21 protein-coding genes are annotated in these 21,895 nt (G+C 68.4%); 15 read left to right on the top strand and 6 right to left on the bottom strand.

The annotated features are described in order from the left end of the window. Positions 1 to 313: hypothetical protein (locus AB0E63_RS31035; RefSeq protein ID WP_360374152.1), on the top strand; the 313-nt coding region annotated here is incomplete at its 5' end. A gap of 120 nt (positions 314 to 433) precedes the next feature. Here AB0E63_RS31035 and AB0E63_RS31030 read toward each other — a convergent pair. Beyond that, positions 434 to 3,139, bottom strand: coding sequence for a GNAT family N-acetyltransferase (locus AB0E63_RS31030; RefSeq protein ID WP_360374150.1), 2,706 nt, complete (start codon positions 3,137 to 3,139; stop codon positions 434 to 436). A 125-nt stretch (positions 3,140 to 3,264) separates the two neighbouring features. Between AB0E63_RS31030 and AB0E63_RS31025 the strand changes: the two genes are divergently transcribed. Together AB0E63_RS31025 and AB0E63_RS31020 are read left to right on the top strand one after the other, a co-directional pair. Then, complete coding sequence (locus AB0E63_RS31025) at positions 3,265 to 4,098, top strand: universal stress protein (protein WP_360374148.1); 834 nt, start codon at positions 3,265 to 3,267, stop codon at positions 4,096 to 4,098. Between the two features lie 71 nt (positions 4,099 to 4,169). Then, on the top strand, positions 4,170 to 4,697 hold the full coding sequence (locus tag AB0E63_RS31020; protein WP_360374146.1) for a flavodoxin domain-containing protein: 528 nt from the start codon (positions 4,170 to 4,172) through the stop codon (positions 4,695 to 4,697). Between the two features lie 21 nt (positions 4,698 to 4,718). Here the strand turns inward: AB0E63_RS31020 and AB0E63_RS31015 are convergent, their stop codons facing one another. From AB0E63_RS31015 to AB0E63_RS31005, 3 genes are all read right to left on the bottom strand, one after another. Continuing rightward, positions 4,719 to 5,366 carry a response regulator transcription factor gene (locus tag AB0E63_RS31015; RefSeq protein ID WP_360374144.1) on the bottom strand — a complete coding sequence of 216 codons (648 nt, stop codon included), beginning with the start codon at positions 5,364 to 5,366 and terminating at the stop codon, positions 4,719 to 4,721. Between the two features lie 129 nt (positions 5,367 to 5,495). Then, positions 5,496 to 5,873, bottom strand: coding sequence for a universal stress protein (locus tag AB0E63_RS31010; RefSeq protein WP_360374154.1), 378 nt, complete (start codon positions 5,871 to 5,873; stop codon positions 5,496 to 5,498). A gap of 94 nt (positions 5,874 to 5,967) precedes the next feature. Then, positions 5,968 to 6,528, bottom strand: coding sequence for a hypothetical protein (locus AB0E63_RS31005; protein ID WP_360374142.1), 561 nt, complete (start codon positions 6,526 to 6,528; stop codon positions 5,968 to 5,970). Between the two features lie 191 nt (positions 6,529 to 6,719). On the opposite strand from AB0E63_RS31005, the gene AB0E63_RS31000 reads away from it, so the two are divergent. Genes AB0E63_RS31000 through AB0E63_RS30990 form a run of 3 tightly spaced genes read left to right on the top strand, consistent with a single transcriptional unit; the run spans position 6,720 to position 8,894 of the window. After that, positions 6,720 to 7,520, top strand: coding sequence for a nitroreductase family protein (locus tag AB0E63_RS31000; protein ID WP_360374140.1), 801 nt, complete (start codon positions 6,720 to 6,722; stop codon positions 7,518 to 7,520). Between the two features lie 17 nt (positions 7,521 to 7,537). Continuing rightward, positions 7,538 to 8,413 carry a universal stress protein gene (locus AB0E63_RS30995; protein WP_360374138.1) on the top strand — a complete coding sequence of 292 codons (876 nt, stop codon included), beginning with the start codon at positions 7,538 to 7,540 and terminating at the stop codon, positions 8,411 to 8,413. A 4-nt stretch (positions 8,414 to 8,417) separates the two neighbouring features. Next, entirely contained in the window at positions 8,418 to 8,894 is a 477-nt protein-coding gene (locus AB0E63_RS30990) for a hypothetical protein (RefSeq protein WP_360374136.1), read from the top strand. A 48-nt stretch (positions 8,895 to 8,942) separates the two neighbouring features. On the opposite strand, the gene AB0E63_RS30985 is transcribed toward AB0E63_RS30990, so the two are convergent. Next, positions 8,943 to 9,995, bottom strand: a complete 1,053-nt coding sequence (locus AB0E63_RS30985; RefSeq protein ID WP_360374134.1) for a zinc-dependent alcohol dehydrogenase family protein — start codon at positions 9,993 to 9,995, stop codon at positions 8,943 to 8,945. A gap of 152 nt (positions 9,996 to 10,147) precedes the next feature. Between AB0E63_RS30985 and AB0E63_RS30980 the strand changes: the two genes are divergently transcribed. Next, complete coding sequence (locus AB0E63_RS30980; RefSeq protein ID WP_360374132.1) at positions 10,148 to 10,456, top strand: hypothetical protein; 309 nt, start codon at positions 10,148 to 10,150, stop codon at positions 10,454 to 10,456. A 12-nt stretch (positions 10,457 to 10,468) separates the two neighbouring features. Here AB0E63_RS30980 and AB0E63_RS30975 read toward each other — a convergent pair whose 3' ends face one another. Next, positions 10,469 to 11,317, bottom strand: coding sequence for a universal stress protein (locus AB0E63_RS30975; protein WP_360374130.1), 849 nt, complete (start codon positions 11,315 to 11,317; stop codon positions 10,469 to 10,471). 120 nt (positions 11,318 to 11,437) lie between these two features. Here AB0E63_RS30975 and ppk2 point away from each other — a divergent pair, with 120 nt between their 5' ends. From ppk2 to narI, 8 genes are all read left to right on the top strand, one after another. Next, the gene (gene ppk2, locus AB0E63_RS30970) at positions 11,438 to 12,244 is read left to right on the top strand and encodes a polyphosphate kinase 2 (RefSeq protein ID WP_360374128.1); all 807 of its coding nucleotides are present in this window, start codon (positions 11,438 to 11,440) and stop codon (positions 12,242 to 12,244) included. Between the two features lie 112 nt (positions 12,245 to 12,356). Then, complete coding sequence (locus AB0E63_RS30965; protein WP_360374126.1) at positions 12,357 to 13,169, top strand: 2-oxo acid dehydrogenase subunit E2; 813 nt, start codon at positions 12,357 to 12,359, stop codon at positions 13,167 to 13,169. Continuing rightward, positions 13,166 to 13,936 carry a universal stress protein gene (locus tag AB0E63_RS30960; protein ID WP_360374124.1) on the top strand — a complete coding sequence of 257 codons (771 nt, stop codon included), beginning with the start codon at positions 13,166 to 13,168 and terminating at the stop codon, positions 13,934 to 13,936. The genes AB0E63_RS30965 and AB0E63_RS30960 overlap by 4 nt, the downstream gene beginning before the upstream one ends. 2 nt (positions 13,937 to 13,938) lie before the next feature. Continuing rightward, positions 13,939 to 15,177, top strand: coding sequence for an MFS transporter (locus AB0E63_RS30955; RefSeq protein WP_360374122.1), 1,239 nt, complete (start codon positions 13,939 to 13,941; stop codon positions 15,175 to 15,177). After that, the gene (locus tag AB0E63_RS30950; RefSeq protein WP_360374120.1) at positions 15,174 to 18,872 is read left to right on the top strand and encodes a nitrate reductase subunit alpha; all 3,699 of its coding nucleotides are present in this window, start codon (positions 15,174 to 15,176) and stop codon (positions 18,870 to 18,872) included. Before AB0E63_RS30955 ends, AB0E63_RS30950 begins: the two co-directional genes overlap by 4 nt. Then, entirely contained in the window at positions 18,872 to 20,494 is a 1,623-nt protein-coding gene (gene narH / locus AB0E63_RS30945) for a nitrate reductase subunit beta (protein ID WP_360374118.1), read from the top strand. Before AB0E63_RS30950 ends, narH begins: the two co-directional genes overlap by 1 nt. Further along, the gene (gene narJ / locus AB0E63_RS30940) at positions 20,491 to 21,174 is read left to right on the top strand and encodes a nitrate reductase molybdenum cofactor assembly chaperone (RefSeq protein ID WP_360374116.1); all 684 of its coding nucleotides are present in this window, start codon (positions 20,491 to 20,493) and stop codon (positions 21,172 to 21,174) included. Before narH ends, narJ begins: the two co-directional genes overlap by 4 nt. Beyond that, positions 21,171 to 21,884, top strand: coding sequence for a respiratory nitrate reductase subunit gamma (narI, locus tag AB0E63_RS30935; RefSeq protein WP_360374114.1), 714 nt, complete (start codon positions 21,171 to 21,173; stop codon positions 21,882 to 21,884). Before narJ ends, narI begins: the two co-directional genes overlap by 4 nt. Positions 21,885 to 21,895: the final 11 nt, after the last annotated feature.

Here is a 21,895-nt window from a genome sequence, read left to right as displayed (position 1 = left end):
CCTCCACCACATCGCGGACAACAGCACGACGGACAGCTGGTTCCTCGAAGAACGCCGCTTCGCCGAAGCACAACACACCATCACCGCCTACCGCACCCGCATCCTGCCGATCGTCACCCAACAGCCACACGGCACGACCCTGGCCGACGAGATCGAGCACCTCATCGACCACCTCGAAGACCTCCGCAACGACCTCTACCGCACCGTCCACCCACCAACCTCCCACCAGGAGATCGCCGAGATCTTGGCCGCGCTCCGCGCCCTCTGCCGGGTCGCCGTCCGCTTCGAGCAACCACTCGAAGACGCGCGCTGACCAGTCTCAGCGCACCGACCGGGCGCTGGACAAAAGGCACAGCTCCTGCGCGCCGCCAGGCGCAGCCTCGGTCAAGCTCCACGGGCTCACGCGCCGCCTCGAGCGGATCCGGCTCTCTGATCAGGGCTGGTCGCCGCGCATCCGGCGGGCGTACCAGTCGGGTTCAGGCGTTGCCGGCGTCAGGCGCATCCGGACGTCGACCGCGAAGGCGCCGGACGGCCCGGCGATCAGCGGGTTGATGTCGAGCTCGGCCAGTTCGGGAACCTGCTCGGCCAGCCACGCGATGCGGTGAATGACGTCCAGGACGGCCTCCTGATCAGCGGCCTCTGCACCGCGGTAGCCGGCCAGCAACGGCGCGCAATGCAGTGCGTGCACCATCTCGGTGGCGTCCAGATCGGTGAGCGGAAGTCCTCGCCACTGCCGGTCGGCCAGCAGGTCGGTGAGAATCCCACCGCTGCCGGCCATCAACAGCGGACCGAACAGCCGGTCCCGCACCACGCCGATCACCAACTCGGTCCCACCCGGCGCCATCGCCTGCACCACGACCTGCGGATCACCAGCCGCCGCGGTGACCTCGTCGTACGCCGCCGCCACCTCCACCGAGTTCGCCAATCCAACCCGGACCCCGCCGATGTCGGTCTTGTGCACGACCCCGGACGCAGCAGTCTTCAACGCCACCGGATAGCCCGCCGACTCGGCCGCCCCGATCGCCTCGGACCGACTCGACGCAGCCAGCACCGGGATCGCCGAAACCCCGGCGCACTGCAGCAGCTGACCGGTCCGCAACGGCTCCAACCAACCACCATCTGGATTCCGCTGGAGGAACCACCGCACCACAGCCCGCGCCCCGACCGCATCGACCCGCGCCAGCTCCGGCACGACACCCTGCGGCCGCGACCGCCACTCCGCGTACCGCACCGCATGAGCCAACGCCCGCACGGCGCTCTCCGGGAACGAGAACACCGGCAATCGACGACCGTCGGCCAAAGAGACCTCCGGCGCAGCGTGCACCGCACCGACACAGTTCACGATGATCGGCACATCGGCCTGAGCCGCGGATTCGGCGATGGCGGCGTAGATGTCGGCGACCCGGCCCGCGCGCGTCGCCGCGTAGCAGACCAGCACGGCATCGACCTCACCACTGTCCGCGACCACCCTCAACGCGCGAGCCAGGCTCGTCGGCGACGCGGCCGCGCCGAGGTCGACGGGATTCCCGCTGCCGACCGCACCGACCGCGGCCAGCTCACGCTGAACGGCTGGGCTCAGCTCCGGCAGGTCGAGGCCGAGCCGGCCGGCCGCGTCCGCCGCGAGTACGCCGGCACCGCCCGCGTTGCCGATCACGGCAAGCCGGCGGCCGCGAGGCTGCGGCCGCACGGCCAGCACCCGCGCCGTCTCCACCAGCTCCTCGACCGTGTCCATCCGCAGCACACCGGACTGCGCGAACAACGCATCCACAGCAGTCTCCGGCGTCGCCGCCGCAGCCGTATGCGACACACCCGCCCGCCGACCACCCACCGACCGGCCGCCCTTCACGACCAGAATCGGCTTCGCCCGGCCGACCAGCCGGGCCAGTCCACCGAACTTGCGCGGGTTCCCGAACGACTCCAGATACAGCCCGATCACCGCGGTCCGCGGATCACCCCACCAATGCAACAACAGATCGTTGCCACTGACATCGACCTTGTTGCCCAGCGAGACGAACTCCGAGATCCCCAAACCCGTCCGGGCAGCCTGATCCAGCACCGCGATGCCGACCGCGCCGGACTGGGCCGCGATCGCCAGCGCGCCGGGCGTCGGGACCACCTCCGCGAAGGTCGCGTTCAGGGTGATCGCCGGATCGGTATTCACCAATCCAAGGCAGTTCGGTCCGATCAGCCGGATGCTGTGCCGGCGAGCGATCTCGAGGATCTCCCGCTGCATCGTGCGGCCGGCCGCGCCGAGTTCGGAGAAGCCCGCGGTCAGCACCACCGCTCCCCCGACCCCCTTGGCGCCGCAGTCGGCCAGCACCTGCCGCACCTGCTCGGCCGGGACCGCGATGACCGCGAGATCCACCACACCGGGCACGTCCACGATCGACGGGTACGACGGCACGTCCGCCACCCGGTCCGCATGCGGATTCACCGCGTACACAGGTCCCGTGAACTTGCCCTTCACGATGTTCCGCAGGATCTCGTGGCCGATCCCGCCCGGGGCGCGCCCGGCGCCGATCACGGCCACCGCACGCGGCGAGAACAGGCGGTGCAGCGACCGGTCTTCGGCCGCCCGTTCACGGTCGGCCATCCGCTCCAGCGTCGACGGCCGGTACGCCGTGTCCACGACCAGCTCGACGACTCCGCTGTCGAGCCGGCGAACCTGTTCGAACCCGGAGTCGGCGAACACCCGCAGCATCCCCGCGTTCTCGGCCAGCGTGTCGGCGCGGAGCCGTTGGATGCCGTTCTCCCGGGCAACCGCGGCGAGCTGCTCCAGCAGCAACGTCCCGATCCCCCGCCCATGTACCGAGTCCTCCAGCAGGAAGGCCATCTCGGCCTCGCCGGTACGAAGCGGTTCATAACTCGCCACTCCCACCAGGCGATCGCCGTACTCGGCCACCAGCGCGACGTGCCCGTCGCGGTCCGACGCCAGATGATGCGTGTGCTCGTCGGCCAGCGATCGGCTGATCCCGAAGAACCGCAGGTATATCGATCGATCCGACACCCGCTGGTTCATCGCGTCAAGCGCCGGCTCGTCGTCCTCCCGCAGCGGACGGATCCGCACCACAGACCCATCCGAGGCCAGCACGTCCCAGCCTGCTCCGGGCCTTCGGCCCACCTGCTCGATCGCCGTCATGGCGTCCCCTTCCGACACCTATCAGCCCACCTCGATCCGCCCACCGCAGCTAGAGCCCATGGGGCCGGTCGGGTGGGACCTTCGGCTCTAGGCCCACAGGCCGGTCCTGCGCGACGATCTGGTGTATGAATGCGATCGATCCGGCCGGTCAGAAGGTTGTCGTGGGCATCGACGGCGCGCCCGATTGCGAGAGCGCGATCCGCTGGGGTGCCGCGGAGGCCGCCGCGCGTGGTGCCGGTCTGCATCTGGTGCACGCGTTCGTGTGGACCGAGTTCCGGGTCCCGGTGGGACCGAGCGAGGCCGCTCCCGGGCTCCGTGCGTACGCCGACCAGATCGTCGCGGAGGCGCTCGAAGTCGCGCGGAAGTTCGCTCCCGGTGTGCCGGTGACGGCCGAGCGCGTCGACGGGTTTCCCGCACCGGTTCTGCTGGCGGAGTCGAGGAACGCCGGACTGATCGTGATCGGCAGCCGCGACGCCGGACGGGCGCTCGGGCTCTTGGTCGGGTCGACCGGCCTGGAACTCGCCGCCCATGCGCGCTGCCCGGTCGTCGCCGTTCGGCCGAACGAGGATGCCGTCGTCGGCAGCCGGGTGGTGATCGGGTACGACGGCTCGGCGGCCGCCGCTGCCGCGGTCGACTTCGGGCTCGAGTACGCGCGGCGGCACGAGCTCGTCGCCCGGATCGTGACGGTCCGGGCAGAGGACGACGACCACGACCTCACGGCAGCACTCCGGGCCCGCGAGGACGCTCGTACCGCCGAGCTCATCGAGGTGACCGGTCATCCGGCGGAGCTCCTGCTCGAGTGGTCCGCCGACGCCCAACTCCTGGTCGTCGGGTCCCGCGGGCGCGGCGGGTTCGCCGGACTGCTGCTCGGATCGGTGAGCCAGACGATGCTGCACCAGGCCCCCTGCCCGGTCACGATCATCCCGCGATCGGCGGTCGGAGGTCCTGAGGCCCGCTGAGCCAGGTCCTTCGGCACTGCCTCCGGCCGGGGCGGGAGTGGTGTGATGGAACTGACCAGAAGGAGGTCTCGATGTCCAGGAAGGTACTGGTTGCCTACGCCAGCAAGATGGGCGCAACCGCGGACATCGCCGAGGCGATCGGCGACGAACTGCGGTCACACGGCCACGACGTCGACGTCCTCGACGTCGCCCAGGTCCGGACGATCGAGCCGTACGACGCGGTCGTACTGGGCAGCGCGATCTACATCCGGCGGTGGCGGCGTGACGCCGTACGGTTCCTGCGCAGCAACGTCGACGAACTCCGCAAGCGGCAGGTCTGGCTCTTCCACAGCGGACCGGTCGGGCCGGACAAGGACCAGGTGCAGGCCATGCCTCCCGCCGTACGCCGCCTCGCACGCGAGATCGGGGCCACCCCAGCGGTCACCTTCGCCGGCCGCCTCGAATCCGCGACCGCCAAGGGCTTCCTCGCTCGCCGCCTCGCCAAAGGCACCCTGTCGGGAGACTCCCGCGACTGGCCCAAGATCCGCGCGTGGGCCGCCGACCTCAGCACCGCCATCGCCACCACCCCGAACCGCCCAGACGGGCAGTTCCTCGGCTGACGATCACTACGACGGTCGGTCCTACGGGTGCTTGTTCGCGTGTTCGACGGCGAAGACGGCGGCCTCGGTACGGCGTTCGAGGTTGAGTTTGCGCAGCAACGACGAGACATAGTTCTTGACCGTCTTCTCGGCCAGGTACAGCGACTGCGCGATCTGCCGGTTGGTCTTACCCGCGGCGATCTCGGCCAGGATCTTGCGCTCCTGATCGGTCAGCGACGCATACCTGGGATCCTCGTCGACGACCGGGTGACGCAACCGCTCCAGCACCTTCGCCGTCATCGTCGGATCCAGCAGCGACTCACCGGCCGCGATCCGCCGTACCGCCTCGATCAGCGCGTCGCCGTGCACCTGCTTCAGCAGATAACCCGCCGCACCGGCCATGATCGCCGTGAACAGCGCCTGATCGTCGGAGTACGACGTCAACATCAAACACGCCGGCGGATCATCCATCAACGAACGGACCTCCCGGCACACGCTGATCCCGTCGCCATCCGGCAACCGGACATCCAGCACCGCGACATCCGGACGTACGGCGGGAATCCGCGCGATCCCCTCCGCCGCGGTCGAGCCGTCACCGACCACCTCGATGTCCGGCTCCGCGTCCAGCAGCTGGTGCAGCCCCAGCCGAACCACCTCGTGGTCGTCCAGCAGAAACACCTTGATCGTCATCACCATCTCCTCCGGCCCACGCCCCAGCACGTCTCCACCAGCATCCGCCCCCGCCACGGACCACGGCAGGGGCAACGGTCCCACCAGACCGGGGACCTTCGGCGCTGCCACCTCTCTGTTACTTCGACATCACGACTCGTACGGCGTCGGTACGACGGCCAGCGGACAGGTCGCGTGGTGGAGGACACCACGGGTCACGGAGCCGAGCAGGAAGGACGTCAGCCTGGTGTGGTGGTGGGTGCCGATGACCAGGAGTTGTGCGTCGGACTCGGTGGCCGCCTTGATGATCCCGTCGACCGCGTGGCCGCGGCGGAGTTCTGCTTCGATCGTGACTTCGGGGTGCTTCTGCCGCCATTCGACCGCGAGGTTCTCGAGGTGCCGCTCGGCGTTCTCTGTCCACTCCGAACTCACGCCGGCGACGTTCACCGCGTCCCAGCTGTAGATGGCCGCCAGGTCCCAGACGTGGATCAGGCGCACGGGCAGCCCGCGCTCGGCGGCTGCCGCGATGGCGAACTCGATCTTCTGGACCTCGCTGATGAGCTCCAGTCATGCCACGAGCCGTCGATCCCCACGTGGATGACCGGTCTGCCGGTCACTGTGTTCACCGCAGCCATGGGTACTTGCGGACGAAGTCCAGGCTGCTCCACCACTTGCCGAGGCCCCACACGTTGCCAGCAGCAACGAGCGCGAGCACGACGACGGTGATGGCACCGACGATGTGGTCATCGAGCACCGGGTTGTTCTCCGGCGGCAGGTTCGCCGACCACATCAGCAGGTACAGCAGCGCGCCGGCACCGGCCGCGATCCGCATCCCGATCCCCATCGTCAGCGCCAGACCGATACCGGCCAGACCGACCATGAACAGCGGAGTGACCCACCAGTCACCGACCAGGCCCTGGTAGAAGTCGCCCAGCGGGCCGTTGGTGCCCTTGCCCAGGAATCCGGCGGTCGGGTCGCCACCGTCGATCCAGCCCTTGCCGGACGGCGTGGCGTAACCCAGGCCGAACAACTTGTCGAAGAAGGCCCACAAGAACGTGAGCCCGTACACGATCCGCAGTACGGCGAGCGCACGCCCGGCCATCGGAGTGATGACCGGGTACCGATCGCCGTCAGGCTCGATGGTGGGAGCCGGCAGATGGCGCCGGTTCGGCGTGGTGGTCATGATGTGTTCCTTTCACTCGATTCCGACACTTCGATCGTCGAACCTCAGCGCCGTACCGGTCAGGGCCCTTGTCACCTCAGCACCGCGAGCCGAACGGCCCGTCAGCTAGGGACTCTTGCCGCTAGGCCACACCCCGCAGTCAGGCGCACGCTGGAGGAGGCACACCATCCAGGCCGCAGAACGGACCGCTGATGAACTCAACCTCCGGGCTCACCGACGACGAGGTCGACATCCTGCTCGCGGCCGCGGTGACCGCACCGTCGCTGCACAACACGCAGCCGTGGCGGTTCGAGGTCCACGGTCCGGTGGTCGACGTACTGCTCGACGAGAAGCGCTCGCTGCCCGCCGAGGATCCCGCCGGTCGCGCCGCCCGGATCGCTCTCGGGGCGGCCGTGTTCAACATCCGGGTGGCGGCGGCGATGCTCGGCCACGAGTCCCTCGTCGCTCCGGATCCGGATCCGCAGTACCCCGAGATGGCGGCCCGGGTCTTCCTCGCCAGACGCGAGGCGCCGGTGCCGGTGCTCAGCGGCCTGTACGGCGAACTCCATCGGCGACACACGCATCACGGGGCGCTTCTGGAGCGTGCCGTCTCACCGAAGGTGCTGCAAAAGCTCGACGAAGCGGCACAGTCGGAGGGTGCTCGGCTGCAGTGGCTCTGCCAGACCGAGCTGACACAGCTCGGCGCCATCGGCCAGGCTGTCGACGGGACGCCATCGGCCACCGGCGTACTCAGCACACGAGATGAGCACACCGCGGCCTGGGTGCAAGCCGGCCAGGCACTGCAGCGGGTTCTGCTGGTGGCCACGTCGTACGACCTGACTGCGTCGTTCTTCAATCAAGTGCTTGAGCGCACCGCTTCGCGCTTCCAGGTCCGGGAGCTGATCGGCGGCCGGCTCTGGCCGCAGATGGTGATCCGGATCGGCTATCCCGCCCAGCCCAACGGCCGGACGCCCCGCCGGGACTGGCGCGATTCCTTCGACCAGTGGTTCTGAGACACAGGGAGGTTGACATGTCGTCACAGCCCAGTCCGATCGTGATCGGGTACGACGGCTCACCGAGCAGCCAGAACGCGCTGCGCTGGGCCGCCGCCGAAGCGGCCCGGCAGCTGGCGCCGCTGAGGATCGTCGAAGCGTTCGAGCTCGTCATCGTCTCGCGTCCGTCACCGGGACAGGTCGTACCGCTCGAAGCCGTACGGACGGCTCGGCAGAAAGGGCTCGAGGCTGTTGCCGAGGGCGTCCGCCTACAGCACCCCGGACTGCACGTCGAGACGAGCCTGGTGAGCGGCGGCGCCGTCGCGTCCGTGCTCGACGAGGCCGAGCGCGCCCGGCTCGTCGTCCTGGGATCACGTGGCCTCGGGGGCTGGAGCGGGCTTCTGCTCGGCTCCGTCGCGGCCCAGGTGACCACCCACGCGCAGTGCCCGGTGGTCGTGATCCCGCACGACCTGCGGCCGCACGCTCAGGAGGAACCGACCGTGGCTGTCGGCGTCGACGGTTCCAAGACGTCGGCCAAGGCGATCGAGTTCGCCTTCGACCAGGCGGAGGCGCTGCACGCCAAAGTCGTCGCCGTCTACGCGTGGAGCAGCCCGTTCCTCACCTACGCCGACGGTGCGTCGATGCTCCAGTTCGACGACGAGAAGATCGAGGACGAGGCGCGGCTGCTCGTCGCCGAGTCGGTGGCCGGCGCGGCAGCCGACCATCCCGACGTGCAGTGGACCACCGAACTGGTTGGCGGGTCGGCTCCCCAAGCCCTGGTACGCCGGTCCGAGTCGGCCGACCTGGTCGTCGTCGGCTCCCGCGGCCGGGGCGGCTTCACCGGCCTGCTCCTCGGCTCGGTCAGCCAGAGCGTCCTGCACCACGCCCAGTCTCCCGTCGCAATCGTGCGCTGACGCCATGTCCAGCCTCCGTCCGCAGACACGAATGCTCTCCGAGCAGGCAACGGCTGTCCGGCGCGCAGTACTCGTGCCGGACCACCTCTCCGACTGGGTTCCGCAAGCGTGTGCCGAGGTCGCCACCTACCTGCATCGACGCGGCATCGCGCCGGCCGGCTACCCGTTCGCGCGCTGCCACTCGTTGCTCGACAACCTGATCGAGGTCGAGGCCGGAATCCCGGTTGCGGCCCCGATCGTGGGATCCCGCGCGGTCGGCCCGTCAACGCTCCCGGCCGGTCCGGCCGTCGTCGTCTGGCACACGGACCCGCACGAGAAGATCGGCCTCGCCCAGCAGGCGATCGACGACTGGTTGCAATCCGAACCCGCCGACCGGACCGGAGACAGCTGGGAGGTCTACCACGATCTGCCCACCTGCGATCAGGTCGGCGTGCGCATCGAGGTCATCCAGCCGATCGTCTTCGCAGCAGCAACCGTTTGAAACCGAGCAGCCGCGGTCCGCAGATTGCGGACCGCGGCTTGGTTTCTCCTACGCGATCCCGGCCTCGGTGAAGAGCGCGACCTTCAGGGCGCCGGTTTCCGCGGGACGCGCGAACACGTCGTACGCGTCCTGCATCTCGTCGAGGCCGAACCGGTGGGTGATCAGCCCCGGCAGTTCGAGCCGGTCGGCCGCGAGCATCGACAGCAACCGCGGGGTCGAGAACGTGTCGACGAGTCCGGTGGTGATGGTGATGTTCTTGATCCAGAGATCCTCCAGGTGCAGGGTCGCCGGGGCACCGTGCACGCCGATATTCGCCACCGTGCCACCCGGCCGGACGACGCGAGTGCACAGCTCGAACGTCGCCGGGATGCCGACGGCCTCGATCGCCACGTCAGCCCCCAGCCCACCGGTCAGCTCACGAATCGTCGCCTCCACGTCCTCGTCCGGACCCAGCGCGAGGTGCGCGCCACGCTCGAGCGCGGCCTTGCGCCGCGAGTCGGCCGCGTCGACCACGACGATCCGCGACGGGCTGAACAACTTGCTGGTCGCGATCGCCGCCAGGCCGATCGGGCCGGCCCCCACGATAACCACCGTGTCACCTGGCGAGACGTTGCCGTTGAGTACGCCGACCTCGTAGGACGTCGGCAGGATGTCGGCCAGCAACAGCGCCGCCTCATCGGTGACGTTGTCCGGCAGCTTGTACACCGACCGATCGGCGAACGGGACCCGGACCTGCTCGGCCTGGGTGCCGTCGATCAGATGGCCGAGGATCCAGCCGCCACCGCCGAGGCACTGCCCGTAGTGACCCTGCCGGCAGTACTCACACCGGCCGCACGACGTGATGCACGAGATCAGCACCCGGTCACCGATCGCGACGTCACGGACCCCGCTGCCGACGTCGACGACCGTACCGACCGCCTCGTGACCGAGGATCCGGCCCGGCTCGACCGTCGGCACATCGCCCTTCAGGATGTGCAGATCGGTGCCGCAGATCGTCACCGCGTCGACGCGGACGATCGCGTCCTCCGGATCCTGGATCACCGGGTCCGGCACCTCGTGCCAGCTTCGCTGCCCCGGACCGTTGTAGACCAATGCCTTCATCACAGACCTCCCTGGGCGAGACTTCCCACCTTCGACACTGGCCCGCCGGTCCACCCGCCGCCAGCGGCCGAACAACCCCCTTCCCCGGGACCTTCGACCCTCCCCGCACCGCCTGCGCACCGCTTGACTGGAGCCAAGCGGGAGGTGGCCACATGTCCAGAGAAATGCCCGTACTGCTGGCCTTCGTCCTGCACTGGCAGCTCCGGTGGTTGGCCGGCTGGGATCCGCAGGCCGGCGAGTACCGCGCCTCGGTCGCCGACAACTACGGCCACGTCGAGATCCTGTCCGGTCACATCGACGGGGACCTGCTCACCTTCGAGAGCATCGGAAGCCCACCGGTCCGCCTGCGCTTGTCGTGGCAGCTCGTCGACGAGGCGACCATGGTGTGGCGCAACGAGGTCGCCGTACAGGGCGATCCCTTCGAACTTGTCGAACGGTACGTCTGTACCAGCATCAACTGACCGCGGTTCGGGTCAGTGCTTCTCGTGGGGGCGGATGATTGCGACGGGCGAGTCTGCGTGATGCAGGAGGCTTTGGCTGACGGATCCCAGCAGCAGACCGGCGACACCGCCACGGCCGCGAGAACCGACCACCACCAGGGACGCTGTCGCCGACAGATCGACGAGCTCAGCGCTCGCCCGGCCTCCGATCACCGACGCCTGCGCCCGGACCGTCGGGTACTTGTTCCGATACGGCGCGAGGCTCTCGGCCAGCCAGTTCTGCAGCAACCCCTCGGTGCTCGCGACCGAATCGGCCTGCTGATCCTGCGGATGCCAGCAGTACACAACCCTCAGCGGCTGCCCGGTCCGCGCCGCCTCCTCGAACCCGAAGGCCACAGCCTGCTCCGAGTCCGCCGAGCCGTCGGTGCCCACCACCACCGGTCCGGTACGCCGCTCACCGCGCACCACGACCACCGGACACGGCGCCTTCGCCGCAACCGACGTCGCCACCGAACCAAGCACGACCGCCGACATCTTGTTCCGCGACCTGGTCCCGACCACCACCATCTCGGCCTCCCCCGCCTCGGTCAGGATCGCGTGCGCCGGATCATTGTTCGCCAACCACCCGGACCCACCCTCATAGCCAAGCCGATCCCGCGCGTACCGCACCGCGTCCTCGACCTGCTGCTCGTACTCATCCAGCGGCATCGGAGGCGGAACATAGCCCTCAACCCCCAAAGCCGGCCACCGACTCAGCTCATTCAGATACGCCCGGACCACCCGGACCGCGACCCCGCGCGCTTCAGCCGCCTCGACCGCCCAATGCAGCGCCAGCTGACTCTCGGGCGTGTCGTCGACACCCACAAGGATGAACTTGTTCATCGATTGCTCCCTTCGCACCAGACCGTAGCGCTCCTGCGGTGTGGCCGGAACCGCCCGGGCCGGCTCCTCTTCGCGCTGTGGATGCTGTGATCTGGGCGGCGGATGCGAGATGGTTCAGGGATGAGTGGTACGAAGAAGCGGTTGCCGAAGAAGGCGTACGTGCGGGAGTTGCTGCGGCTGCAGGCCGAGCTGGTGAAGTTGCAGGAATGGGTCAAGGTCGAAGGCGCTCGGCTGGTGGTGGTCTTCGAGGGCCGCGATGCGGCCGGGAAGGGCAGCACGATCAAGCGGGTGACTGAGTTCCTCAACCCGCGGGTCGCGCGGATCGTGGCGCTGCCGGCGCCGACCGAGCGGCAGCGGTCGCAGTGGTACTTCCAGCGCTACGTCGAACACCTGCCGGCGGCCGGCGAGATCGTGCTGTTCGACCGCAGTTGGTACAACCGGGCCGGTGTCGAGCGGGTGATGGGGTTCTGCACGAACCAGGAGTACGCGCGGTTCCTGCACCAGAGCCCGATCTTCGAGCGGCTGCTGGTCGAGGACGGCGTACTGCTGCGCAAGTACTGGTTCTCCGTCAGCGACAGCGAACAGGAGAGCCGCTTCCGCAGCCGGCTCGAGGACCCGATGCGCCGCTGGAAACTCTCCCCGATGGACCTCGAGTCGATCACCCGATGGGAGGACTACTCCCGCGCCAAGGACGAGATGTTCGTCCACACCGACATCCCCGAGGCACCGTGGCACGTGGTCGAGAGCGAGGACAAGCGCTCGGCCCGGATCAACATGATCGCGCACCTGCTGTCGACGATCCGATACCACGAAGTCCAGCGGCCGCCGCTCGGCCTGCCACCCCGCCCACCGTCGAAGGGCTACGAACGGCCACCACGCGACATGCAGACCCAGGTTCCCGACCACGCCGCCGAACTGCGCCGCTGAGAGTCGAAGGTCCTTAAGAGTCCAAAGTCCCGAACTCGGTGGACCGATCGACCGATGCGTACGGCGTTGTGCCGTCCGATCCTGGAATCAGATCGGTTCAGGAGGTGGATTCGTGCAGCACGTGGATGCGAGGGTCGTCCAGGTCCCCTGGGCCCGGCAGCTCGTGATCGACGCGGGCCGGGCCGCGCGGCGCCGCCATCCGATCCATGGCCTGGTCGAGGTGGACGTGACCTCGGCTCGGGGTGCGCTCCGCAGCCATCAGGAAGCCACCGGCGAGGACCTGTCGTTCACCGCGTTCGTGATCGCCTGTATCGCCCGCGCGGTCGCCGCGGATCCGAGCGTGCAGGCGTACCGGGATCTCCGCGGCCGTGAGGTGATCTTCGACCAGGTCGACGTCGGCCTGCCCATCGAGGTCGAGCTGAACGGGAGCCCCTTCGCCTTCACCCACGTCCTGCGCGACGCCGGTACGCGAACCGTGCAGGACCTGCATCGCGAGATCCGTGCGGTGAAGGCGGATCCGCAGCTCAGCCCGTCGGTACGCAAGACACCTTGGGCCCATGCGTATCTGCTGCTCCCGGGGTTCGTCCGGGTCGCTTTGCTCCGGACGCTGCATCGGCTTCCGCATCGCCAGCGAGACATCGCCGGAACCATCGGCGTGACGGCGGTCGGGATGTTCGGCGCCGGAGGTGGCTGGGGTATCGCGTTCCAGCTCCACACGCTGGGCATCGTCATCGGTGGCATCGTCCGCCGGCCCATCCTGTTCCAGGGCCGGCTGGTCGAGCGCGAGTACCTGCAGCTGACCGTCAGCGTCGACCACGACATCGTCGACGGGGCCCCGACAGCACGCTTCGTCAAGCGTCTGCGCGATCTGCTCACGGTCGCCGACGGCATCCCGTCCGGCGTACCGGCAAGGAGGCCGGCATGAAAGTTGTCGCAGGTATCGACGGCTCACCAGCTGCGGAAGCCGCCATCACGTGGGCCGCGGCCGAAGCAGCCTCGCTCGGCGCCGAGCTGGACCTCGTCCACGCGTCGCCACCACCGCCCGACCCTTCCGCTCAGCACATCGTCTCCACCGCGATCGCGCTCGCCCGCCAACTCCAACCGGGGATCACCGTCGACGGGTGGTCCGAGACCGGTTCGCCGTCGACCGCCCTGGTCAAGGCCTCCGGCGATGCCAGAGTGGTGGTCATCGGCAGCCGCGGTCTGGGCCTGATGCTTGGCGCCCTGATCGGCTCGACCGGCCTCGATCTCGCAGCCAACGCCTGGTGCCCGGTCGCGGTCGTACGCCCCGATCTCAATCAGGCCGGGCGCCGCGTCGTGATCGGGTACGACGGCTCGCCCGCCAGCGACACCGCCCTCGACTTCGGCCTGGACTACGCCCGCCGCCACGACCACGCTGTCCGCGTCGTCGCCGCGCAACCTCCGGGAACCGAGCTGCACCGGATCACCGAGACCGAGCTGCAAGACGCCGTACGCCAACGCGGCGGCCACGACGCGGAACTCATCCAGATCACCGGCCACCCCGCCGAACACCTCCTGCGCCTCGCCGCCGACGCGAGCCTGATCGTCCTCGGCGCCCGCGGCCGCGGCGGTTTCGCCGGCATGCTCCTCGGCTCGGTCAGCCAAACCGTCCTCCACCACGCCGACTGCCCGATGGTCATCATCCCCACCGCCACAACAACCGGAGGCTGACGATGAATGAGATGGACCGGGCGTCACAGCGGGCGCCGTGGGTGATGCTCGCTGTTGCCACAGTGGGGTTCGCGGTCAACTTCTGGGCCTGGGCGCTGCTCAGTCCGCTCGGGCCGCTCTTCCGGACCCAGGGCACCCTCGGCAGGCTGTCCGAGTCCGACGTGGCGTTGCTGGTCGCCGTACCGGTGCTGGTCGGCTCGCTCGGCCGGATCCCGGTCGGAGCCCTGACCGACCGGTTCGGCGGGCGGGTGATGTTCCCGCTGGTCACGGCCGCGACCATCGTGCCGATCCTGTTCATCGGCTTCTTCGCCCTCGACTCGTACGGCGCACTCCTGATCGGCGGCTTGTTCCTCGGCATCGGCGGCACGGCCTTCGCGGTCGGCGTACCGTTCGTCAGCGCCTGGTTCCCACCCCAGCGACGCGGCCTGGCGGTCGGCATCTTCGGCGCGGGCATGGGCGGTACGGCGATCAGCGCGCTGACCACCGTCAAGCTGTACAGCAACGCCGGCCACCGGGTCCCGTTCCTGATCACGGCCGGCATGCTGGCCGTGTACGCCGTACTGGCGTGGCTGGTCCTGCGGGACGCACCGGGCCGGCGCCCGGCACAGGGCTCGTTCGTGGCGCGGCTGGTCTCGAACGCCAAGCTCCCGATCAGCTGGCAGGCCTGCATCCTGTACGCCGTCGCTTTCGGCGGCTACGTGGCCTTCTCGGTGTACCTGCCGTCGTACCTGAAAACCGCCTACGACCTGAGTGCCGCCGACGCGGCCAACCGGATGGCCGGCTTCGTCGTCATCGCCGTCCTGATGCGACCGATCGGCGGCTGGCTGTCCGACCGCTTCGGACCAGTGCCCGTCCTCGCTGTGTGTTACGGGATCGTCGTCGCGGCTGCTGCGGTCGCCGCCACCACCCCAATACTCGAACACATCGGTACGGCGGCCTTCCTGTCCATGGCGGCCGCGCTGGGCGGCGGCAGCGGAGCGACGTTCGCACTCGTTGCCAAGGTCACCGATCCGGCCCGGGTCGGCGGCGTGACCGGGCTGGTCGGTGCGGCCGGCGGACTGGGCGGCTTCGTGCCGCCACTGATCATGGGCTACGTCTACGGCCACACCGACTCGTACGGGATCGGCCTGATGTTGCTGTCCGTGACTGCGGCCTTGACCCTGCTGCTGACTGTCACCATCGTGAGAAGGACTGCGAACCAGAAGCGCAACGAGCACTCGATCAGCGAGGCGACTGCATGAACACTGGGGATCGTTCACCGGCCAACACCGAGATCGGGCTCGACGGCGGCCTCAGCGAGGCGCTGGTTCGGACTCGCCGCTACTTCACCAAGGGCAGGGTCTCCGACGACCTGCGCACCTTGGACAAGGTCGGCGGACGGGGCGCCGACGACTTCTACCGGGACCGGTGGAGCCACGACAAGGTCGTCCGCTCCACCCACGGCGTGAACTGCACGGGTTCCTGCTCGTGGAAGGTGTACGTCAAGGACGGCATCATCACCTGGGAGACGCAGCAGACCGACTATCCGTCGGTGGGCCCCGACAAGCCCGAGTACGAGCCCCGCGGTTGTCCGCGGGGCGCGGCGTTCTCCTGGTACACCTACTCCCCCACGCGCATCCGCTACCCCTATATCCGCGGCGTCCTGCTGCAGCTGTATCGCGAGGCCAAGGCGCAGTACGGCGATCCGGTCGCCGCCTGGGAGCACATTGTCAACAATCCGACGCTCGCACAAAAGTACAAAGCTGCCCGCGGCAAGGGCGGTCTCGTTCGAGCGACCTGGGACGAGGCGACCGAGCTCATCGCAGCCGCCTACGTGCACACGCTGAAGAAGTGGGGCCCGGACCGGATCGCCGGCTTCTCGCCGATCCCGGCGATGTCGATGGTGTCGCATGCCTCCGGCGCCCGGTTCACCTCGCTGATCGGCGGCACGATGCTGTCGTTCTACGACTGGTACGCCGACCTCCCGGTCGCGTCTCCACAGGTGTTCGGCGACCAGACCGACGTCCCCGAGTCCGGTGACTGGTGGGACGCCGGCTATCTGATCATGTGGGGCTCGAACCTGCCGGTGACGCGGACACCCGATGCGCACTGGATGGCCGAGGCGCGCTACCGCGGACAGAAAGTCGTCGCAGTCGCACCGGACTACGCGGACAACGTGAAGTTCGCCGACGAGTGGTTGCCTGCGGCACCTGGTACGGACGGCGCGCTCGCGATGGCAATGGGCCACGTCATCCTCAAGGAGTTCTTCGTCGACCGCGAGACGCCGTACTTCACCGAATACGCCAAGACCTACACCGATCTTCCGTACCTGATCCGGCTCGATGCCGCGGGCAACGGTGTCCACCGGCCCGGCAAGTTCCTCACCGCGGCGGACCTCCCCGACCACGCGGAGGAAAACGCCGACTTCAAAACCGTGGTGCTCGACTCGGTCACCGGCCTGCCCGTCGTACCGAACGGTTCGCTCGGCCACCGCTTCGGCGAGGCCGGCCAGGGCAAGTGGAACCTGGACCTGGGCTCGGTCAGTCCCGCGTTGACGTTAGCCGGCGAGGACGCCGAGACCGTGCTGCTCCGGTTGCCGCGGTTCGACACCGGAGACGGATCGGCCGGTGACCTGATGCGTGGTGTCCCGGCACGCCGGATCGGCGGACACCTCGTCACGACCGTCTACGACCTGATGCTCGCGCAGTACGGCGTCGCCCGCCCAGGATTGCCCGGCGACTGGCCCAGCTCGTACGACGACCTCACGCCGTACACACCCGCCTGGCAGGAACGCATCACCGGCGTTCCGGCTGCAGCCGCCGCCCGGATCGCCCGCGAGTTCGCGCAGAACGCCGAGGACTCCCGCGGCCGCTCGATGATCGTGATGGGTGCCGGCACCAACCACTGGTTCCACTCTGACACCATCTACCGTGCGTTCCTGGCGCTGACGACGCTGACCGGCTGCCAGGGTGTGAACGGCGGCGGCTGGGCCCACTACGTCGGGCAGGAGAAATGTCGGCCGATCACGGGCTGGGCGCAGCTCGCGTTCGGGCTGGACTGGTCACGACCGCCGCGCCAGATGATCCAGACGGCGTACTGGTACCTGCACACCGACCAGTTCCGCTACGACCCGTTCGGCGCGGACACGCTGGCGGCGAAGACGGGACACGGCCAACTTGCCGGGAAGACCACCGCGGACCTGATCGCGCTCAGCGCCCGGCTCGGCTGGATGCCGTCGTACCCGACGTTCAACCGCAATCCGCACGACCTCGCCGACGAGGCGCAGGCCGCGGGACGGCCGGTCGCCGAGCACGTCGTCGACCAGCTCAAGACCGGCGCCCTCCGATTCGCCTGCGAGGACCCCGACTCCCCCGAGAACTTCCCGCGCATCCTGTCGATCTGGCGCGCCAACCTGCTCGGCTCCTCGGCCAAAGGCAACGAGTACTTCCTCGAGCACCTCCTCGGCGCCGGATCGTCGCTGCGGGCGAGTGAGGGTGCTCATCCGCAGGACGTGGACTGGCATGACGAAGCGCCTCGCGGAAAGCTCGATCTCCTGCTGACGCTGGACTTCCGGCAGACCAGTACGACGCTGTTCTCCGATGTCGTGTTGCCTGCAGCAACGTGGTACGAGAAGCACGACCTCAACACCACCGACATGCACCCCTTCATCCACTCGTTCAACCCCGCCATCGCACCGCCGTGGCAGACCCGCACCGACTGGGACGCGTGGCAGACGATCGCGGAGAAGTTCAGCGAGCTGGCCCAGCAGCATCTCGGCGTACGCCGCGACGTCGTCGCCGTACCCCTTCTGCACGACACCCCCGACGAGCTGGCGAACCCGCACGGAGTCGTCCGCGACTGGAAAGCGGGCGAGTGCGACCCGATCCCCGGCGTCACGATGCCGAAGCTGGTCGAGGTCGAGCGTGACTACGGCGCCGTCGCGGCCAAGATGGCGGCCCTCGGCCCGCTGATGGACAAGCTCGGCGCAACGACCAAGGGCGTCACGTTCGACGAGACCGAGTCCGTCGAGTACCTGCGCGCAAAGAACGGCACTGTCCGCGGCGGACCCGCCGACGGCCGCCCGTCGCTGCTCCGCGACATCCACGCCTGCGAAGCGATCCTGGCCCTCTCCGGTACGACGAACGGCCGCCTCGCCACCGAGGGATTCAAGACGCTGGAGACCCGGGTCGGCAAGCCACTGCACGACCTGGCCGCAGAGAACGAGGGCAAGCGCATCACGTTCGCCGACACCCAGGCCGCACCGGTACCGGTCATCACCTCACCGGAGTGGTCCGGCTCGGAGACCGGCGGCCGACGCTACTCACCCTTCACGATCAATGTCGAACGGCTCAAACCTTGGCACACGCTCACTGGTCGCCAGCACTTCTTCCTGGACCACGACTGGATGGCCGAGCTCGGCGAGAACCTGCCGGTCTACCGGCCACCGCTGGACATGGGCGCGCTGTTCGCCGAACCGGAGATCGGCTCGGTCACCGAGCACGGTGTGACGGTTCGCTACCTGACTCCGCACAACAAGTGGTCGATCCACTCGGAGTACCAGGACAACCTGTTCATGCTCTCGCTGTCGCGCGGCGGCCAGACCATCTGGATGAGTGACCAGGACGCCGCGAAAGTCGGCATCGCGGACAACGACTGGATCGAGGCGGTCAACCGCAACGGCGTGGTGGTGGCCCGGGCGATCGTCTCGCACCGGATGCCCGAAGGCACGGTCTACATGCATCACGCGCAGGACCGGCTGATCGACGTACCGATCGCGGAGACGTCGAAGAAGCGCGGCGGCATCCACAACTCGCTGACCCGATTGCTGATCAAGCCGACGCACCTGATCGGTGGCTACGCGCAACTGTCCTTCGCCTTCAACTACCTAGGACCGACCGGCAACCAGCGCGACGAGGTCACCGTGATCCGGCGGCGCTCGCAGGAGGTGACGTACTGATGCGAGTGATGGCGCAGATGGCGATGGTGATGAACCTCGACAAGTGCATCGGGTGCCACACCTGCTCGGTCACGTGCAAGCAGGCCTGGACCAACCGGTCCGGCACCGAGTACGTCTGGTTCAACAACGTCGAGACCCGGCCGGGGCAGGGCTATCCGCGGACCTACGAGGACCAAGAGACCTGGAAGGGCGGCTGGACGCTCACCAAGCGCGGCCGGCTCACGCTGAAGGCCGGCGGGCGGTTGAGGAAGCTGCTGACCATCTTCTCCAACCCGAAGATGCCGTCCATCCAGGACTACTACGAGCCCTGGACGTACGACTACGCGACGCTCACCGACGCGCCGGCGCAGCAGCACACGCCGGTCGCGCGGCCGAAGTCGTTGATCTCCGGGCAGAACATGAAGGTGTCCTGGTCGGCCAACTGGGACGACGACCTCGGCGGTTCCGCGGCGACGGCCGAGCGCGACCCGGTGCTCAAGAAGGTGGGCGACAAGGTCAAGTTCGAGTTCGAGCAGACGTTCATGTTCTACCTGCCAAGGATCTGCGAGCACTGCCTGAACCCCTCGTGCGCCGCGTCCTGTCCGAGCGGCGCCATCTACAAGCGGACCGAGGACGGCATCGTCCTGGTCGACCAGGACCGCTGCCGCGGCTGGCGGATGTGCATCTCCGGCTGCCCGTACAAGAAGATCTACTTCAACCACCGCACGGGCAAGGCCGAGAAGTGCACCTTCTGCTTCCCGCGGGTGGAGGTCGGGCTGCCGACTGTGTGCTCGGAGACCTGCGTCGGCCGGCTGCGCTACCTCGGCCTGATGCTGTACGACGCCGACAAGGTCCTGGCCGCCGCGTCGACACCGGACGAACACGGACTCTACGAAGCCCAGCGGGATGTGTTCCTCGACCCCTCGGACCCCGACGTACGACGGGAAGCCGAGCGGGCCGGGATCCCGCACGACTGGATCGAGGCCGCTCAGCGATCGCCCGTGTATGCGCTGATCAACCGCTACAAGGTCGCGCTGCCGCTGCATCCGGAGTACCGGACGTTGCCGATGGTCTGGTACATCCCGCCTCTGTCTCCGGTCGTCGATGTGGTGCGGGAGACGGGTGAAGACGCCGAGCAGCGGGAGAACCTGTTCGCCGCCATCGACGCGCTGCGGATCCCGATCGAGTACCTGGCCGAGCTCTTCACCGCCGGGGATGTCGGGCCGGTCGACCTGGTGCTGCGCAAGCTCGCCGCGATGCGCTCGTACATGCGTGACATCAATCTCGGCCGCGACCCCGACGGCAGCATCCCGCACGCGGTCGGCATGACCGAAGAGGACCTGTACGACATGTATCGCCTGCTCGCACTGGCCAAGTACGACGAGCGCTACGTGATCCCGTCCGCGCACACCGAGCAAGCGCACGCACTCGAGGAACTTGCCTGCTCGCTCGACTACGAAGGTGGTCCGGGCATGGGTGGATCGGGTCCGTTCGGCGAGGGCTCCGGCGTACCGACCCCTATCGCCGTGGAGAACTTCCAGATGCTGAAGGACCGGCAGACCTCGGACCGCGTCAACCTGCTCAACTGGGATGGCAAAGGCACACCACCGGGGTTGTTCCCGCCGAAAGGCGATGAAGAATGACGAAGTACGCCGAACCGACGCTGCCCGTGCACCAGCTGACGATCACCTGGCAGGCCGCATCCTTGCTGCTCGACTACCCCGACGAAGCACTCATCACCCGACTGGACCTCATCAACCGTGCAGCAGCCGAACTGCCGGCGGCACTCGCGGATCCACTACGCGCCACGGCGCACGAGCTCGGGTCCGTTGACCTACCTGTGCTCCAGCAGCGGTACGTCGACACGTTCGACAACCGGCGGCGGCACAACCTCTACCTGACGTACTTCGCCCACGGAGACACCAGGCGTCGTGGAGTCGCACTACTGCGCTTCAAGCAGACCTACCTGCGGTCCGGTTTCGTGCTGGACGACAGCAAACTGCCCGATCACCTCTGCGTGGTGCTGGAGTACGCGGCAACGGTTGACCGGCACCTCGGCTGGCGCCTCCTGCTCGATCACCGCGCGGGCCTCGAACTGCTCCGGCTGGCTCTCGCGGAGGCCGGGTCCGCCTGGCACGGCGCCGTACGGGCGATCACCGCGACCCTGCCACCGCTCGCCGGCGACGAACGCGCCGCGATCGACCGGTTGGCCGCCGAAGGCCCACCGCAGGAGGAGGTCGGACTCACGCCGTACGCGACACCTGCCTTCGATCCGGCGACACAGTCGTTGCCGATGCCAACGTTCCCCGGAGCACGCCGATGAACGAGTTCCTGTGGGTGGTCGTTCCCTACATCTGCTTGACCGTCTTCGTGGTCGGGCACTTCTGGCGGTACCGGTACGACAAGTTCGGCTGGACCACCCGCTCCTCGCAGCTGTACGAGAACAGGCTGCTGCGCTGGGGCAGCCCGCTGTTCCACTTCGGCATCCTCGGAGTGTTCCTAGGGCACGTGATCGGTCTCGGCGTGCCAGAGTCCTGGACCGAGGCCGTCGGCATCTCGGAGGGCCTCTACCACTTCCTCGCCGTCTCGATCGGCGCGCTCGCCGGCTTTGCCACGGTGGCCGGCCTGGCCATCCTCATCTACCGCCGCCGCACGGTCGGACCCGTGTTCTCCGCCACGACCCGGATGGACAAGGTCATGTACCTGTTCCTCGCCACGGTGATCGTGCTCGGCCTGGTGAACACGGTGGCGGCGAACATCTTCGGCCATTACAACTACCGCGAGGGCCTCTCTGTCTGGTTCCGCGGCATCTTCCGCTTCGACCTCCATCCCGAACTCATGGCCGAAGCTCCCCTCACCTTCCAACTGCATGGCCTGGTCGCGATGGCCCTCTTCGCTCTCTGGCCCTTCACCCGCCTCGTCCACGTCTTCAGCGCACCGATCGGCTACCTCACCAGGCCCTACATCGTCTACCGAAGCCGCGCCCCCCAGACCCCCACCCACTCCCCCCGCCGCGGCTGGGACGGCCGCTGAGGCACAGTTGT

Source organism: Kribbella sp. NPDC026596, from assembly GCF_040638415.1.
GTDB lineage: Bacteria > Actinomycetota > Actinomycetes > Propionibacteriales > Kribbellaceae > Kribbella.
This window is presented reverse-complemented; position numbering and strand designations above follow the sequence as displayed.